Consider the following 15,730-nt stretch of genomic DNA (forward strand, 5'->3'; position numbering starts at 1 on the left):
ACATGCGGGGGTGGATCAATTCATGCGGACGATGCGCGCGTCGGGATAGCCCTGCCGCACGGCGGCGGCGCGACCGCGGCCGGCGGATGCGGCATCGGGGAACGGGCCGAGCCGGACGCGGAACAGCGCGCCGGCCGGCTCGACGGTGCCGCCGATGCTGCTCGCCAACGCGTTGGCACGGGCGCGGCTGGAGAGCGCGGCGACCTGGACATAATAGCCGGCGACGTGGCGCGGCGCGGGTGTGGAGGCCCTGGCCGGGACTTTCTTTGGAGGTGGTGCGGGCCTTGGCGATGGTGTGGGCGGGCTCGGCGAAGCAGCGGGCGGCACGGACGCGGTGGCGATGGGCGCCGTCGCACCCGACGGCGGACCGAGCCGCTTGCGCAGCGGGACCAGCAGCGCCTTCGGGGCATCGCTGCGGCCCGATGCGGCCTTGCCCGCGCTCAGCAGCGCCATGTCCTGCGGCGGCGGCGTCACGCGCCGCACGCGCACCGGCGCCCGCTCCCCGGCGATGCCGAGCGCCGACGCCGCACCGGGCGACAGCAGCGCGAGCCGGCCGGGGGAGCCGTTGCCGGTCACCACCGCGAGGATGGTCCTGCCGCTGTCGAGCGCCGTCACCTCAACATAGCTGCCGGACGGCAATGTCGAGCTCGCGATCGAGACACCGCCAAGCTCGGCGAGGCCGGCATAACCGACCTCGTCGTATCGGACTTCGCCGGGCTTAGCCTGCGACGAGCCGCGCGGGCCGTCGCCGGGCGGCTCCTGGAAGGCTGCCGCGTCCTGTGGCTGCACCTGGGCGGCCGCCTGGCCCGTCGCGAGAAGGAGAAGGCCGGCGCCGATCGCCATCAAGCCCCTCCCCTTCAGGGGAGGGGTTGGGAGCGCGGCAATGCCGCGGGCCGGCTCCCCTGCGGGCAGGTCCCACCCCAACCCCTCCCCTGAAGGGGAGGGGCTAAAGTGTTGCCCATCTATCCTAGCGCATGATCTCATCGGCGAGCAGCCCTACCGAAAGCGCATAGAAATTCGAGCAATTATAATCGAGGATCACGCGATAATTGCCGGTGAGGAGATAGGCGGTGCGCCCCGGCCCGTCGGGCTCGAGCAAGGTCGCCAGCACGTTATCCGCCGGCCATCCCCTCCCCTGCGGCACCAGGCCGAGCGCGCGCCATTCGCGCATCGTCTTCCAGCGGCTGTGGCGCTCGTGGACCCGCGGGCAGCGCGGACTGACCGTCGAGGTGCCGAGTGCGGCGCGGTTGAGGCTCCCCGGCACCGTCACCGCGAAGCCCCAGGGCTGGCCGGGACGCCAGCCGGCATTCACGAAATAATTGGCGATCGAGGCGAGCGTATCCGCCTCGCTGCTCCAGATGTCGGTGCGGCCGTCGCCGTCGCCGTCGCGGGCGAGGCGGAGATAGACCGACGGCAGGAACTGCGGGCCGCCGAACGCGCCGGCCCAGCTGCCGATCAGGCGCGAGCGCGGCACGCCGCGGTCGATCATCTTGAGCGCGGCGATGAACTCCTCGGTGAAGAGCTGGCGGCGGCGGCCCTCATAGGCGAGCGTCGCCAGGCTGCGCGGCAGGTCGAAGCCGCCCATCACCCGGCCGTAGTTGGTCTCGTGGCCCCAGATCGCGACCATGATCTGCTCGGGGACGCCGGTCTCCGCCTCGATGCGGGCGAGCCGGCTGCGCGAGCGCCGGTAGGCGGCGCGGCCGGCGGTGATGCGCGCGGCATCGACGTGCTGCGCCTTGTAGGGGGCGAAGGGCGGGATCGGCGCGTTGGGCGCAGCCTCGGGCTGGCCGCGGTCGAGCTGGATCACGCGCGGGTTGTAGGTCAGCGTCGGCGCCACCGAATCGAAGGTCGCCGGCGAGACACCCTCGGCGATCGCCCTCGACCGGATCGATCGTAGGAAGTCCTGGAGCCCGGCGCTATCGTCCTGCGCGCTGGCCGTTCCTCCGGCGAGCGCGGCACAGGCGAGCGCGATGGTGAGACCCAGATGACGCAGACGCACGCTAACCCCCGACATGCGGCATGTGTGCCACAGCCGGCGGGGCGCGCGAAACCCCCAATCTCCCGCGACTTGCACAAATGGCCGCAGGGCCGGTAAGCGGGCGCACCGCTTGCGCGGAGAAGTGGCCGGGTGGCAGCCCCGCATCGGGCGAGGAAGAGTGGCCGAGTGGTTTAAGGCACTGGTCTTGAAAACCAGCGACGGCGCAAGCCGTCCGTGGGTTCGAATCCCACCTCTTCCGCCATTCGCCGCCGTTGCCGTCGCTTCCTAATTTTAAGCCGCCCCCGCTACGCCGCTCAATCCCGGAATGACGACTTGTGAGACTTGGGCGCCGGTCAGCTTTCGTTCGCCGTACCCAGACCAGCACTCTCCGGCGAGCCCATCACTCGGGCCATTGACGATGCAGTATAACATATCATAGGCGCGCCCTTGAATGAGGGTGGAGCAACAAATTCATGCGTCTGACTAATAGTCGAAGCGCAGCCGCGCTGCTGGCAACAGCGGCGATGGCGCTTGGAGCTCCGGTGCCTGCTTTGGGTCAAGAAGTCTCCAGCGAGCCAAGAGAGCGCGAACGGGAAAAGCGCGAACGGGAACGTTCCGCTGACATCATCGTCACCGGCCGCTCGCTCGAGACCGAAGAGACTGTCTTGCCGGTGCAGGTGCTTGCCGGCGACGAGTTGGCGCATCGCCGCCAGGGCGGTCTGGGCGAAACGCTCGCCGGGCTGCCGGGCGTCCACCTCGACAATTTCGGTGGCGGCGCCTCGCGCCCGGTGATCCGCGGGCAGACGCTGCCGCGCATCGAAGTGCTGACCGATGGCGCCAATCTCTTCGACGTGTCGTCGATCTCGCCCGATCACGCCATCACTACCGATCCGCTGCTGCTCGATGCGATCGAGATCCAGCGCGGGCCGGCCGCTATCCGCTTTGGTGGGAACGCGACCAACGGCGCGATCAACCTGATCGACAGTAAGGTGCCCAAGGCGGTGCCGATCAGCAGGCTGACCGGCGCGACCGAGGTGCGCTACGGGACCGGCGACGAGGAGAAGACGGTCGTCGGCCGCGTCACCGCTGGCATCGGCCAGTTCGCAATCCATGCCGAGGGCGCGCGCCGCAAGGCCGAGGACTATGACGTTCCCAATGTCTATGGCTCGGACAAGCTGCGCGATTCCTTCGCCGAGAGCACGAGCTATTCCGTCGGCGCGTCGTGGATTACGTCCAAGGGCTATTTCGGCGCCGCCTATACGCGGATGGAAAGCGACTATGGGCTACCCGGCCATAGCCATCTGAACGGCGTCTGCCACACGCACGGCCTGGATCTGCATTGCGAGGCCCATGGTGGGTTCGACGACCCGTTCGGGGGTTCGGACGATCATACCGCCTATATCAAGCTGCGCAGCGACCGTGTCGACGTGCGTGCCGACTACGACGACCTGCTGCCGGGCTTCTCCCGCACGCGTCTGCGCCTTTCCTACACGGACTATGCGCATGACGAGGTCGACGGCGATCTGCTCTTCACCCGCTATACCAACGAAGTCTGGGACGGACGCCTGGAACTGACCCACAGGCCGGTGCTCGGCTTCACCGGCACGCTGGGCATCCAATATACCGACGCCACGTTCAGCGGCATCAACGTCGAAGACCTGCACGTGCCGTTCCCCGATAACGCCTATGGGACAGTCCCGCCTTATTATCACCTGACGGAGAACATCGGCGTGTTCCTGAGCGAGCGCCGCTCGTTCGGAGCGCTTGATGTCGAGATCGCCGCCCGCAAGGACTGGCGCACGATCCGGGTCGCGCGACCCACATTCTTATTCACCCTGACGCCCGAGATGGAGGCGATCTACGACGAGATCTTCGGGGATTATTACGGGCCCAACTGGAAGCAGGCGATCGAAGACGAAACGATCGAATCTTTCCTGAGCAGAAATCCTCCCGCCAGACATGATCCGTTCTCGGCGTCGATCGGTGCGACCTGGAACATCGGCGATGGCTTTGCCGCGGCGCTGTCGCTCGGTCATACCGAGCGCGCGCCAAGCGTCCGCGAACTCTATGCGCGTGGCAACAATCTCGCGACCAACAGCTACGAACTGGGCCTCGCCGTCGGCAATCCGGTTCTCGAGGAAGAGGGCGTTTCGGCCGAGGATGTTCTGGAGACCACCGATTCTATCAATCTGACCTTCCGCAAGACCGGCGGCCCGCTCGAATTCGAAGTCGGCCTGTTTTATCAGGATATCGGCGACTATGTGTTCGCGCGCTTGATCGAGACCGAGACCGAGACAGGCATCCCGCATAATTTCCTGATCTACACGGCGGCGGATGCGCGCTTCGCCGGCATCGACGGGCAGATCAGCTATCGGTTCACGCCAGCGTCGCGCATGACGGTATTCGGCGACTATGTCGATGCCAAGCTGAAGTCCGAGAATGATAACCTGCCCCGCATCCCACCGGGCCGGCTTGGCGCACGTTATGAACACAGCGCCGGTCCGCTGTCGGGTGATGTCGAATATTACCACACCCTCGCCCAGACCCAGTTCGCGTCCTACGAAACGCGCACGCCGGGCTACGAGATGGTCAATGCGACACTAAGCTACCGGTTCGATCTGGGTCAGGCCAAGGCCGTCGAATTCTATGTGCGCGGCACCAACCTGCTCAACGAACTGGCGTATGCCCATACGTCGTTCGTGAAGGACCAGTCACCGCTGCGCGGCCGCAGCGTAGCGATCGGCATGCGCCATACATTCTGACATTTTGTGGCGGCGAGCACCTGCTCGCCCGCCCCTTCGTCCACATCGCTCTCGAAATCCTGCGACATTGCCAAAATCGCTATGGCAGGCTCCGCGGCATCTCGCTCCTGCATGAGGACGGCATCCGAGCGGTGCTCCAATCGAAGCAGGCCGCTGCGATACTGGGCCTGTGCCTGATATTCTCAATGGCGGTGGTCGGTTTCAGCAGCCGGAAGCGGCCCTTCGGTTTCCGGAGTTTCCGCAATTTCGCGATCAGGGACGCGGTGGCCATCATCGCCTGCCTGCTCCTCGTGTGGGGCTTCAGCACGTTGGCCCGCGCGGGAACACTGGGCCCGATGGGAGCCTCGGAATGGATCGCCGTGGGGGTAGGCTCCTCCTCATCGTCGCTGTCCTCGGCATCCTCGCCACGACGAGTGCTCACACGCGCGCCGACCTCATCGACGACGATGTGGCTGCCGAAGACCTGCGCGAACGCGGCCGGTTGCTTCTTTACAGCTTCGTCTGGATGATTGCCTGCGGGCTGTTGTTGATCGTGCTGGGCCTTGCCGCTTCTACCTGATCCTCATGCTCGGTGGCGGCTGGGCGATGCTGGCCCATCTCGGCTTCGTGGCCGCGCCTGCACCGCTCGACTGGCTGACGATGATCTTCATGCAAATGTTTGTGGCGACCTTTATCGCGGCGGGGCGGAGGCAACTGCTCACGCGCTGAATGCGAGTGCTTACGGCAGCTATCGGCCAGAGGAGCCGCCGTCCATCGGCGTTCATGCGCACTGCAAGAACCGATTGCGATGTAAAATCAGTCGAGCTAGCTTATAACCGATTGCATAACACAATCAGAATCGCGCGCGTGCCGCGTGAGGAAAGGAAGCGGGATGGCTAAGCTCGTGTTTGGGATGAACCAGTCCCTGGACGGCTACGTCGACCATATGGCGTTTGCGCCAAGCCCTACGCTCTTCCGCCATTTCATCGAGGAGGCTCAGGAGCAGGCAGGCAGCGTGTACGGTCGCCGAATGTATGAGGTCATGCGTTATTGGGACGACGAGCATCCTGAGTGGGATGCAGAGGAACGCGCCTTCGCGGCGGCGTGGCGAAAGCAGCCGAAATGGGTCGTCTCGCGCTCGTTGAAGTCGGTCGGTCCTAACGCCACGCTTGTTGAGGATGATCTGGAGGGCGCAATCCGGGAGCTGAAGACCGCGCGCGCCGGGGAGATCGAAGTTGCCGGCCCAGCCTTGGCGCGAAGCCTCACCGAACTCGGCCTGATCGATGAGTACCGCATTTACCTGCACCCGGTTGTGCTCGGCCACGGCAAGCCGTACTTCGCAGGGCCCCGGCCGCCGCTCCGCCTTATGGCCAATGATCGGATTGGCGAGGACGTGATCAGGTTGACCTACGTCCCTGCCTGATCCGGTGTTTCGCCGGACGGAAATCGCCGCCGAAGTCCGGTTTGGTTATCGTGACGCTACAGCGCGGGAGTGACACTGCAGGAGCAGCGCTCATCTTCATCGGGCGCGGTCTGCCGTTCTGCTTCGCTCATCGCTCGATCACCCGATCGACCAGACCCGCGATGCCGCCGTTCACGCCGAGGTCGCTCGACGCGACGCCGCCTGCATCGCCGACCAGGCGCAGCGTCAGCCTGGTGTCGAGCGGGCCGCCGCCGCGGGCCTCGCGTGGGGGCGGGTCGAGGCGGAGGGCGCGCACGCTCGCACGCTCGATCGGCACGAAGGATCGCTCGAAGCGCTCACGCCGAACGGCGGAGCGAAGCGTCTGGGGACGTTTCGCCAAGTCCGGCATGTCGGCAGCGGCGACGGGGATGAAAGCCCTGCGCGTCGCGGCAGGACGTAACGCGGACGCGACCCTTGCCGGCGCTCGGGCGGTGAGATTGGGTACGGCGACCGTCCGGTTCTTCAGCGCAACGCCCTCGCCCTGCGGTGAAACCGGCGCCGCGAGCATGACCGCGATGATCCCTGACAGAGCGCAAACCAGCATCCACCGTTCCCTCTGGTGAACGGTATAATGCTGACGCAAGTCATTCGATCCCGCAAGTCCTTAAACGGCCGCGAGTTTTTGTCGCCGCCGCGAACCGGCCCCGGCTCGCGGCGGTATGGTCGGAAGCTTACTTCTTGCCGAGGCTGAGGCCGCCGAAGCGCTTGTTGAAGCGCGCGACCTGGCCGCCCGCGTCGAGCAGCTGCTTGTTGCCGCCCGTCCACGCCGGGTGCGCGAGCGGGTCGATGTCGAGCTGCATCGTGTCGCCTTCCTTGCCCCAGGTGGAGCGAGTCTCGAACACGGTGCCGTCGGTCATCTGCACCTTGATCATGTGGTAATCGGGGTGGGTATCTTTTTTCATGGTATTCAAGGCTCCTGTCGGCGGCTGGTTTCCGACCAGCCAAAAAGGAAGGCGCGCCCCTACAGTGACGCGCGCCCAATGGCAAGTTTCGTCAACAAGCCGCCATCCCGGCGAAAGCCGGGACCTCGGGCGGAGGCGCGACTCGCATGGAGATCCCGGCTTCCGCCGGGATGACGGATTGAGCGGGTGCGTCCCCGCCCCTCCCCGTCAGGCGCTCGGCGGATCGGCGATCATCGCGGTGAAGTTGGCCTGCGCCGCCACCTGGCTATCGATCAGCGCGCGGCCAGCGAACTTGCAGACGGTGGCGCGCTTCTGGACGAACTCGACCTCGAGGCGGAGCAGCACGCCGGGTTCGACTGGCTTCCTGAACTTCGCCTCGTCGATCGCCATGAAATAGACGAGCTTGCCCGAGCCGGCGAGACCGAGCGATTCGACCGCGAGTACCCCGGCGGCCTGCGCCAACGCCTCGACGATCAGCACGCCGGGCATGATCGGGCGGCCGGGAAAATGGCCCTGGAAGAAGCCCTCGTTGATTGTCACCGCCTTGATCGCGGCGATCGACCGGTCGGGGATCAGCTCCTCGACACGGTCGACCAGCAGCATCGGATAGCGGTGCGGCAACGCCGCCATCACCCGCGCGATGTCGAGCGGCCCGATGGAGGCGGTGCCGGCTGGAGCCGCTTCGCTCACCGGCCCTGCGGCTGCGGACGCGCCGGGGTCGTCGAAGCCGCCGGAGCCGCCGCGGCCGGGGCTCCCGCCGCCGCCTGCTGCTGGCCGGGCTGCCAGTTGGCCGGCGGGGTGATGCTGACCGACGGGACGAGGCGGTCGAGCTCGGCGGTGACGTCGGCGGTGATGTCGGTCGCCGGCTGGGCGAACAGCGCCGCGTCCGGGCGGAGCAGGAGCTGCACGTTCTTGCGGGTGGTCGCGGCGGTCACCGCGGGGGCGAGCTGCGCCTGGATCTGCTCGAGCGCATAGGCCTGGGCGCGTTGCGCCGGGGCGGTCAGGCGGGCGAGCTCCTGGTTGCCGGCGGTCTCCCTGGTCTGGATCGTCTGAGCCTGGGTCCGCAGCGTCGCCTGGGCGGCGTTCGCCTTACGATCCGCCTCGAACTTGGCGTAGAGCGGCTGCAGCTCGGCCTGGATCGCCTTGCGGCGGGCCTCGGCCTGGTCGATCTGCGCCTTGTAGGTGGTCTGGATCTGCTGCTGCGCAGCGGTCCACGCCCTGCTGCGCGCGACCGCAGCCTCCGGATTGGCGACCGCGATGCCAGCGACCTGGGCGGCGGCCGGCGCGACCAGCGCGACGGTGCCGGGAATCGCCGCCGCGGCGGCGAGCAGAATCATCTTGAACGTCTTCATCAGAACTGAGTCCCTACGTTGAAAGTGATGAGCTTGGGATCGTCGCCCTTCTGGGTAAGAAGGGCCCTGGCGATGTCGATACGCAACGGACCGAACGGCGAATTCCAGTTGACGCCGAAGCCGACCGATAGGCGCGGCTTCGCCGAATTGCCGAGGTATTCCTCGTAGAAAGGTTGGATCGTCGAGGTGAGGACCGTGTTCGCGCTGTCGCCCACGCACGGGCCGCCCGCCGTCGCCGACGAGCCGACGGCGCAGGTGGTGACGGTGCTCGTGCCGGGGATGGTGTAGAGCTGCCGGCCTTCCGAATCCCTGATGTAGTCGACGAGGGGCAGCAGCGTCGGCGAGCCGTCCTCGTTGTAGAGCAGGTTGCCGCTCGCGTCGCGCGCCTGCGGGAAGGAGGCGGTCGGCAGCGGCCGCTTGAGGCCGAACAGCGCGCCCGCCTGGAGATAGATCGACGGCCTGAGGCCCATCTCGCGCGCGCCGGCGCCGAGCGGGATCTCGAGCTCCGCACGGGCGAGATAATAGGCGCGGCCGCCGAGGGCGTCGTCGGTGATCTGGTCGCGGTCGGTGATCAACGCCTGATCGCCGGTCGCCGCCGAGCCGCTGTACTGATAGCGCAGCACCCGCGGGCCGACGCCGCGGATGTCGAAGCCGCGGAACTGCGGCTCGCCCAGGTAGAAGCGGTCGGTGATGCGGACGCTGTCGACTCCCGGACCCTTGTCGCCCTCCAGGCTGTGGATGTAGCCGCCCTCGCCCACGACCGAGAAGATGAAGCCGCGGCCGACGCTCCAGAACTTGGAGCCTTCGGCGCGGCCGCGGACGTAGCGCACGTCGCCGCCGAGGCCGGCGAAGTCGGCGCTCAGCGAGATGCGCTGGCCGGCGGTCGGTCGCAGGCGGCTGTTGAGGCTGTCGTAGGAGATCGACAGGCCGACCATCGACGTCATGCGGTTGCCGATCGCCTCGCAGAGATAGCGGCCGGCCTTGAGCGGATCGCAGACGCCGTTGGTGTAGAAGGTATCCCTGTCGAGGCCGACGTCGTCCTGGCTCAGCGTATAGCGGCCCGACAGCGTCCAATACTCGGTAAGCGGCACGCCGGTCGCGATCTGGAAGCCCGTCGAGACGTTCGAATAGGTCGTCTGACGATCGTCGCCGATGTAGTTGAAGGCATTGTAGTCGCGGCGGAAGATCGTGCCGCCGAGCGCAATGTTCTTGTCGAACAGATAGGGCTCGGTGAAGCCGAGCTCGACCGACTTCGAATAGCTCGAATAATTGACCGAGGCGCGAAGGTCCTGCCCCTTGCCGCGGAAGTTGCGCTGGCGGATCGAGGCCTGGAGGATGAAGCGTTCGAGGCTGGAGAAGCCCGCCGACAGGGTAAGCTCGCCGGTCGCCTTCTCCTCGACGTTGGCGCCGAGCACGATACGGTCGGGCGATGAGCCCGGCTGCTGCGTGATCTCGAACTTGTCCTGGAAATAGCCGAGCGAGTTGATGCGGTCGGTCGAGCGCTTGACCAGGAAGGTGTTGAAGGCGTCGCCCTCGGCGAGACGCATCTCGCGGCGGATCACCTTGTCCTGGGTTTGGGTGTTGCCGGTGATGTCGATCTTCTCGACATAGGTGCGGTTGGCTTCCTTGATGTGGAAGTTGAGGGTCATCGTCAGCGCTTCGCGGTCGCGCTGGAACTCGGGATCGACCTCGGCGAAGGCGTAGCCGAACGCGCCGGCCGTCTCGCTCAGCGAGTCGACGGTGTCCTCGACCTTCTTGGCATTGTACCAGTCGCCCTTCTTGAGCCCGAGCGACGCCGCCATGCGCTTGTCGTCGAAATCGCGGATGTCGCTGTCGACGGTGACGTCGCCGAACTTGTAGCGCGGCCCTTCCTCGACCACGTAGGTGATGATGAAGTCGCGCTTGTCGGGCGTCAGCTCGGCGACCGCGGAGATCACGCGGAAGTCGGCATAGCCCTCGGTCAGGTAGAATTGGCGGAGCTTCTGTTGGTCATAGGCCAGGCGGTCCTGGTCGTACGACGTGTTCGACGAGAAGATGGTGAGGAGGCGCGCCTCCTTGGTCGCCATCTGCTTGCGGAGCTCGCCGTCCGAGAATTTCTCGTTGCCGATGATGTTGATCTGGCGGACCTTGGACTTGGGGCCCTCGTGGATCTCGAAGATCACGTCGACGCGGTTCTGGTCGAGGCTGACCTGCTTGGGCTCGACGGAGGCGCCGAAGCGGCCCTGGCGGCGATAGAGCTCGATGATGCGCGCGACGTCGGCGCGGACCGCGGTGCGCGTGAAGATCTGGCGCGGCTTGAGCTTCAACTCCTTCTCGATCTTGTCGTTCTTGAGCCGCTTGTTGCCCTCGAGCACCACACGGTTGATGATCGGGTTCTCGCGGATGCGGATGACGATGTCGCCGGTGACGGCGCCGTCGATCTGGACATCGGCCAATAAGTCCGAGGCGAGCAGGTCCTTGATCGCCTGGTCGAGCGTCTCGTTGGTGTAAGGCTGGCCGACGCGCAGGCGGGTGTAGCTCAACACCGTCTCCGGCTCGACGCGCTGCGAACCTTCGACTCGCAGCGAGCGGATCACATGCTGCGGCGCAGGCGCCGGCGCGACGGTCGTGACGACCGGCGGCGGCGGGGTCTGCTGGGCGGGCTGCTGCTGTTGCGCGGCAGCCTGGGCATGGGCGGCAAGCGGCACGCCGGCCAGCATCGTGCCGGCGAGCAGCGCAACGGCACGCATGGAAGTCGTCGAAGCCAAGTTCGGTGTCACCTAATCCCACCCCAGAAGGAAATCTCTGCCCGCAGGCGCCGCGCCCCCGCGCGGCCCCTGCCCTAAGCGCCCCGGCCGATCAACCCGCCAATCCATGAACCAAGTCGTTGAAAGTGACCAGCAGCATCAGTGCAAGGATCATCGCCAGCCCGCCGCGAAAGGCCCATTCCTGGACCTGCGGCCCGACCGGCCGCCGCCTCACCGCCTCGACTGCATAGAGAAGCAGATGCCCCCCGTCGAGCACCGGAACTGGCAAGAGATTGATGAATCCCAGATTAATCGAGATGAGTGCGACCAGCCCGACGAACGGCTCCCAGCCGAGCGAGAGCTGCTGTCCGGCGACCTGGGCGATCTTAACCGGTCCGCCGAGCTCGGCCACCGAGCGGCGGCCGGTGATGATCTGACCGAGCGTATCGACCATCATCCGCACGATCTCGACGGTGCGCTCCACGCCCACCCGAGGCGCATCGAGCAGCGATACGGGCACCCGCACCGGCGGGCCGGAGAGGACGCCGAGCATCCCGATGCGATAATCCGTGCCGAAACGGTCGGTCTCGTGACGGACGGCGAAGGTCACCGGCAGCACGAGCGTCTCGCCCTGGCGGTCGACCGTCAGGACCGCGCCTTCGCCGGGACGGAGCGACACGTAGCGGGCGAGCTCGTCGAACCGCTCGATCGACCGACCGTCGACGGCGGTGATGCGGTCACCCGCCCGGAGGCCCGCGGCCGCCGCGGCGCTGCGCGCGGTCACTTCCTGCACCACCGGCGGCGTGCGGCTGTCGCCATAGGCATAGGCGAAGCCGGCGAGGATCAGGATCGCGACCAGGAAATTGGTGATCGGTCCCGCCGCCACCACGATCGCGCGCTGCCACACCGGCTTGGCCTGGAAGGTGCGCGCGCGCTCGGCGGGCGGGAGCTGGAGCCATTCGGCCGAGGGCTGGCCGGCCGGGTTCATGTCGCCGGCGAACTTGACGTAGCCGCCGAGCGGCAGCCATGCGAACTTCCAGCGGGTGCCGCGCCGGTCGGTCACTCCGAAAATCTCGCGCCCGAAGCCAATCGAGAAGACCTCCGCCTTCACCCCGAACAGGCGGCCGGCGAGATAATGCCCGAGCTCGTGCACGAACACGAGCGGACCCAGCACCAGCAGGAATGCGGCGATGGTCAGGAGAAAGCCGGGGGTCTCGGTCAAGCTACGAATATCCTCTACACGCCAATCTTTACACGGCCACCGGCTATTCTGCGCGCCTCTGCGTCGACGTTCAACACGGCATCGAGGCTGTCCGGCGCACCCGGATCGTAGCGACCGAGGGTATCCTCGACGATTGCGGCAATTTCGAGGAAGCCGATGCGGCGGTCAAGGAAGGCGGCGACGGCGACCTCGTTGGCGGCGTTGAGGATCGCCGGGCGGGCGCCGCCGGCTTCCAGCGCGGCGCGGGCGAGCCTCAGCGCGGGGAAACGCACCGGGTCCGGCGGCGCAAAATCGAGCCGGCCGATCGCGACGAGGTCGAGCGGCGCCATCGGGGTCGCCATCCGCTCGGGCCAGGCGAGCGTGTGCGCGATCGGCACGCGCATGTCCGAGGGGCCGAGCTGGGCGAGCAGCGAGCCGTCGCGATATTCGACCAGCGAATGGACCACCGACTGGCGGTGGACGATGATCTCGAGACGGTCGGAGGGCATGGCGAACAGATGATGCGCCTCGATCAGCTCGAGGCCTTTGTTCATCATCGTCGCCGAATCGACCGAGATCTTGGCACCCATCGACCAGTTGGGATGCGCGACCGCCTGTTCGGGCGTGATCGCGCGCATCGCCGTCAGGTCCCAGTCGCGGAACGGGCCGCCGCTCGCGGTGAGGATGATCCGGCGCACCGCGTCGCGGTTGCCGGGCTCCAGGCACTGGAAGATCGCATTGTGCTCCGAATCGACCGGGAGCAAAGTGGTGCCGCCGGCCGCGGCGGCGGCGGTCATCACCTCGCCGGCGGAGACCAGCGCCTCCTTGTTGGCGAGCGCGACCGCGCCCCCCGCTCTGATCGCGGTCATCACGGGCCTCAGGCCGGCGCAGCCGACGATCGCGGCCATCGTCCAGTCGGCGCCCATCGCTGCCGCCTCGCACACGGCATCGGCGCCACCGGCGGTGGCGATGCCGGTGCCGGCGAGCGCATCGCGGAGCGCGGGCAGGCAGCTCTCGTCGGCGACGACGGCAAGGCGGGCGTTGGTGCGGATCGCCGCCGCCGCCAGCCGCTCGACGTCGCAGTTGGCGGTGAGCGCGAGCACCTCGAACGCCTCCGGCGTGCGTTCGACGAGGTCGAGCGTCGAGCGGCCGACCGATCCGGTGGCACCGAGGACGGTGACGGTCTTCATCCGAACCACTTCGGCAGCCCTACCAGCAGCGCGGCAGCCGGCGCCACTGCGACCAGCCCGTCGAGGCGGTCGAGCAGCCCGCCATGACCAGGCAGGAGATTGCCCGAGTCCTTGACCCCGGCGCGGCGCTTGAGCCAGCTCTCGTAGAGGTCGCCGGCTTGGGCGAGCAGTGCCAGCATCGGCGTCGCCGCGGCGAGGTGGAACGGCAGGCCGGCCCAGACATGCAGCGCGAAGGCGAATAAGGCCGCGGCGATCACGCCGCCGATCAGGCCGGCCCAGGTCTTGTTGGGGCTCAGGATCGGCGCCAGGCGGGGACCGCCGATCATGCGGCCGGCGAAGAAGGCGCCGATGTCGGTCGCCCACACCAGCGCCATCGCCCAGAAGGCGAGCAGCAGCCCGTCGTCCTGCTCGCGCAGCAGCAGCAGCGCCAGCACCGGCACGCCGATGTAGAGGATGCCGCCGCCGATCGCGCTGCGCCGGGTCGCGGCGGCGGCGAAGAAGGCGGCGCCGGCGATCAGCCCCAGCACGAAGAAGCTCGGCCCGGCGGCGAGCGGCGCCGGCGCCATGATCGCGAGCGGCACCGACAGGCTGAACTGCGCGATCCGCCGCTCGCGCCGGGTGCCGCCGCGCAGCGCCGCCCACTCGACCGTCATCAGCAGCGCCATTACCACCAGCACCAGCCAGAAGGCGAAGCCGCCCGCCCACAGCGCCGCCATGGCGAGCGCGACCAGCACGAGGCCGACCACCGACCGGACGGCGAGATCGGACATGTCAGAGCCCGCCGAACCGCCGCTGCCGCCGCCCGAACGCCGCAACCGCCTCCGCCAGCGCGGCGTCGTCGAAATCAGGCCACAGCGTATCGACGAACAGCAGCTCGGCATAGGCGGCCTGCCAGAGCAGGAAGTTGGACAGCCGCTGCTCGCCCGAGGTGCGGATGAGAAGGTCGACCGGCGGCAGCGCGCCGCTCATCAGCTCGGCCTCGAATGCCGTCTCGTCGATCGCCTGCGGGTCGAGCTCGCCCGCGCGCGCCCTTTCCGCCAAGCGGCGGGCGGCGCCGGCGATCTCCGCCTGCGCGCCGTAGTTGAGCGCGATCACCACGGTGGGGCCAGGGTTGTTGGCGGTGCGGGCGAGCACGTCGTCGATCATCCGGACGAGATCGGGCGCCAGCGCGCGCCAGTCGCCGATGATCGCGAGGCGTACGCCTTCGCGCACGAACTCCTCGATGTCGGACTGGATGAAGCGGCGGAGCAGGCCCATCAGTTCGCCGACTTCCTCGGCCGGGCGGCGCCAGTTCTCCGAGGAGAAGGCGTAGAGCGTCAGATATTCGATGCCCATCTTGCGCGCGGCGCGCGCGACGCGGCGCACCGCCTCGACTCCCTTGCGGTGCCCGGCGATGCGCGGCAGATGCCGCGCCTTTGCCCAGCGGCCGTTGCCGTCCATGATGATCGCGACGTGGCGGGGTGCGGTCGCGCTGCCGGGCATGAGAGCAGTCGCCACTTCAGCCCCTCCCCTTCAGGGGAGCGGCTGGGGTGGGGGCTATCCGCGGGCGAGCCGGCTTGCGGCACTCCCCCACCCCCAACCCCTCCCCTGAAGGGGAGGGGCTTGAGAAAGGTACGTTCCTCACTTGCCGAGGATTTCCTTCTCCTTGGCGGCCGTGGCGGCGTCGATGTCGGCGATCGTCGCGTCGGTGAGCTTCTGCACCTCGGTCTCGTGGCGCTTGCGCTCGTCCTCCGAATAGACGCCCTTCTTCTCGTCGGTCTTTAGGCTGTCCATGCCGTCGCGGCGGACATTGCGCACCGCGATGCGCGCCTTCTCGGCATATTGGCCGGCGAGCTTGGCGAGCTCCTTGCGGCGCTCCTCGGTCAGGTCGGGGATCGGCAGGCGCAGCGTCTGGCCGTCGACGATCGGGTTGAGACCGAGACCGGCCGAGCGGATCGCCTTGTCGGCGGCACCGACGTTCGACTTGTCCCACACCTGCACCGACAGCATACGCGGCTCGGGCGCGGAGACGGTGGCGACCTGGCCCAGCGGCATGTTGCTGCCGTAGACCTCGACGGTGACCGGATCGAGCAGCGACGTGTTGGCGCGGCCGGTGCGCAGGCCCGCGAGGTCGTGCTTCAGCGCCTCGAGCGCACCGGCCATGCGGCGCTCAAGGTCGGACTTGTCATAGGCGGCCAT

16 protein-coding genes and 1 tRNA gene are annotated in these 15,730 nt (G+C 67.6%); 5 read left to right on the forward strand and 12 right to left on the reverse strand.

The window, feature by feature from the left end; all coding sequences use genetic code 11:
- Positions 1-15 precede the first annotated feature (15 nt).
- Positions 16-843, reverse strand: coding sequence for an SPOR domain-containing protein (locus ACMGER_RS10275; RefSeq protein ID WP_436812057.1), 828 nt, complete (start codon positions 841-843; stop codon positions 16-18).
- Positions 844-967: 124 nt separating this feature from the next.
- The gene (locus tag ACMGER_RS10280; protein ID WP_436812058.1) at positions 968-2,014 is read right to left on the reverse strand and encodes a lytic murein transglycosylase; all 1,047 of its coding nucleotides are present in this window, start codon (positions 2,012-2,014) and stop codon (positions 968-970) included.
- A gap of 136 nt (positions 2,015-2,150) precedes the next feature.
- On the opposite strand from ACMGER_RS10280, the gene ACMGER_RS10285 reads away from it, so the two are divergent.
- The 5 genes from ACMGER_RS10285 (at position 2,151) to ACMGER_RS10305 (ending at position 6,142) form a co-directional block, all read left to right on the forward strand.
- Positions 2,151-2,240, forward strand: a tRNA-Ser gene (locus ACMGER_RS10285).
- A 211-nt stretch (positions 2,241-2,451) separates the two neighbouring features.
- The gene (locus ACMGER_RS10290) at positions 2,452-4,740 is read left to right on the forward strand and encodes a TonB-dependent receptor domain-containing protein (RefSeq protein WP_436812059.1); all 2,289 of its coding nucleotides are present in this window, start codon (positions 2,452-2,454) and stop codon (positions 4,738-4,740) included.
- 349 nt (positions 4,741-5,089) lie between these two features.
- Complete coding sequence (locus ACMGER_RS10295) at positions 5,090-5,299, forward strand: hypothetical protein (RefSeq protein ID WP_436812060.1); 210 nt, start codon at positions 5,090-5,092, stop codon at positions 5,297-5,299.
- Between the two features lie 26 nt (positions 5,300-5,325).
- Complete coding sequence (locus tag ACMGER_RS10300) at positions 5,326-5,448, forward strand: hypothetical protein (RefSeq protein ID WP_436812061.1); 123 nt, start codon at positions 5,326-5,328, stop codon at positions 5,446-5,448.
- Between the two features lie 163 nt (positions 5,449-5,611).
- Positions 5,612-6,142 (forward strand): dihydrofolate reductase family protein, encoded by a 531-nt coding sequence (locus ACMGER_RS10305; protein WP_436812062.1) that lies wholly within the window; start codon positions 5,612-5,614, stop codon positions 6,140-6,142.
- A gap of 127 nt (positions 6,143-6,269) precedes the next feature.
- Here ACMGER_RS10305 and ACMGER_RS10310 read toward each other — a convergent pair whose 3' ends face one another.
- The 10 genes from ACMGER_RS10310 to frr all read right to left on the reverse strand — a co-directional run bounded on the left by ACMGER_RS10310 (position 6,270) and on the right by frr (position 15,730).
- A complete protein-coding gene (locus tag ACMGER_RS10310) occupies positions 6,270-6,725 on the reverse strand; it encodes a hypothetical protein (RefSeq protein ID WP_436812063.1) in 456 nt (151 codons plus the stop codon).
- A 127-nt stretch (positions 6,726-6,852) separates the two neighbouring features.
- The gene (gene rpmE, locus ACMGER_RS10315) at positions 6,853-7,083 is read right to left on the reverse strand and encodes a 50S ribosomal protein L31 (RefSeq protein WP_436812064.1); all 231 of its coding nucleotides are present in this window, start codon (positions 7,081-7,083) and stop codon (positions 6,853-6,855) included.
- Between the two features lie 207 nt (positions 7,084-7,290).
- Positions 7,291-7,773 (reverse strand): 3-hydroxyacyl-ACP dehydratase FabZ, encoded by a 483-nt coding sequence (gene fabZ, locus ACMGER_RS10320; protein WP_436812065.1) that lies wholly within the window; start codon positions 7,771-7,773, stop codon positions 7,291-7,293.
- A complete protein-coding gene (locus ACMGER_RS10325) occupies positions 7,770-8,435 on the reverse strand; it encodes an OmpH family outer membrane protein (protein ID WP_436812066.1) in 666 nt (221 codons plus the stop codon). Before ACMGER_RS10325 ends, fabZ begins: the two co-directional genes overlap by 4 nt.
- Positions 8,435-11,164: an outer membrane protein assembly factor BamA gene (gene bamA, locus ACMGER_RS10330; protein WP_436812067.1), complete on the reverse strand. Its 2,730-nt coding sequence runs from the start codon at positions 11,162-11,164 to the stop codon at positions 8,435-8,437. The genes ACMGER_RS10325 and bamA overlap by 1 nt, the downstream gene beginning before the upstream one ends.
- A gap of 109 nt (positions 11,165-11,273) precedes the next feature.
- Positions 11,274-12,383, reverse strand: a complete 1,110-nt coding sequence (gene rseP, locus ACMGER_RS10335) for an RIP metalloprotease RseP (protein ID WP_436812068.1) — start codon at positions 12,381-12,383, stop codon at positions 11,274-11,276.
- A 14-nt stretch (positions 12,384-12,397) separates the two neighbouring features.
- Positions 12,398-13,552, reverse strand: a complete 1,155-nt coding sequence (locus ACMGER_RS10340) for a 1-deoxy-D-xylulose-5-phosphate reductoisomerase (protein ID WP_436812069.1) — start codon at positions 13,550-13,552, stop codon at positions 12,398-12,400.
- Complete coding sequence (locus ACMGER_RS10345) at positions 13,549-14,322, reverse strand: phosphatidate cytidylyltransferase (protein ID WP_436812070.1); 774 nt, start codon at positions 14,320-14,322, stop codon at positions 13,549-13,551. The genes ACMGER_RS10340 and ACMGER_RS10345 overlap by 4 nt, the downstream gene beginning before the upstream one ends.
- A 1-nt stretch (position 14,323) precedes the next feature.
- Positions 14,324-15,034: an isoprenyl transferase gene (locus tag ACMGER_RS10350; RefSeq protein ID WP_436812856.1), complete on the reverse strand. Its 711-nt coding sequence runs from the start codon at positions 15,032-15,034 to the stop codon at positions 14,324-14,326.
- Between the two features lie 138 nt (positions 15,035-15,172).
- Complete coding sequence (frr, locus tag ACMGER_RS10355; RefSeq protein WP_436812071.1) at positions 15,173-15,730, reverse strand: ribosome recycling factor; 558 nt, start codon at positions 15,728-15,730, stop codon at positions 15,173-15,175.

Origin of the sequence: Sphingomonas astragali (genome assembly GCF_051400615.1) — a bacterium.
GTDB lineage: Bacteria > Pseudomonadota > Alphaproteobacteria > Sphingomonadales > Sphingomonadaceae > Sphingomonas.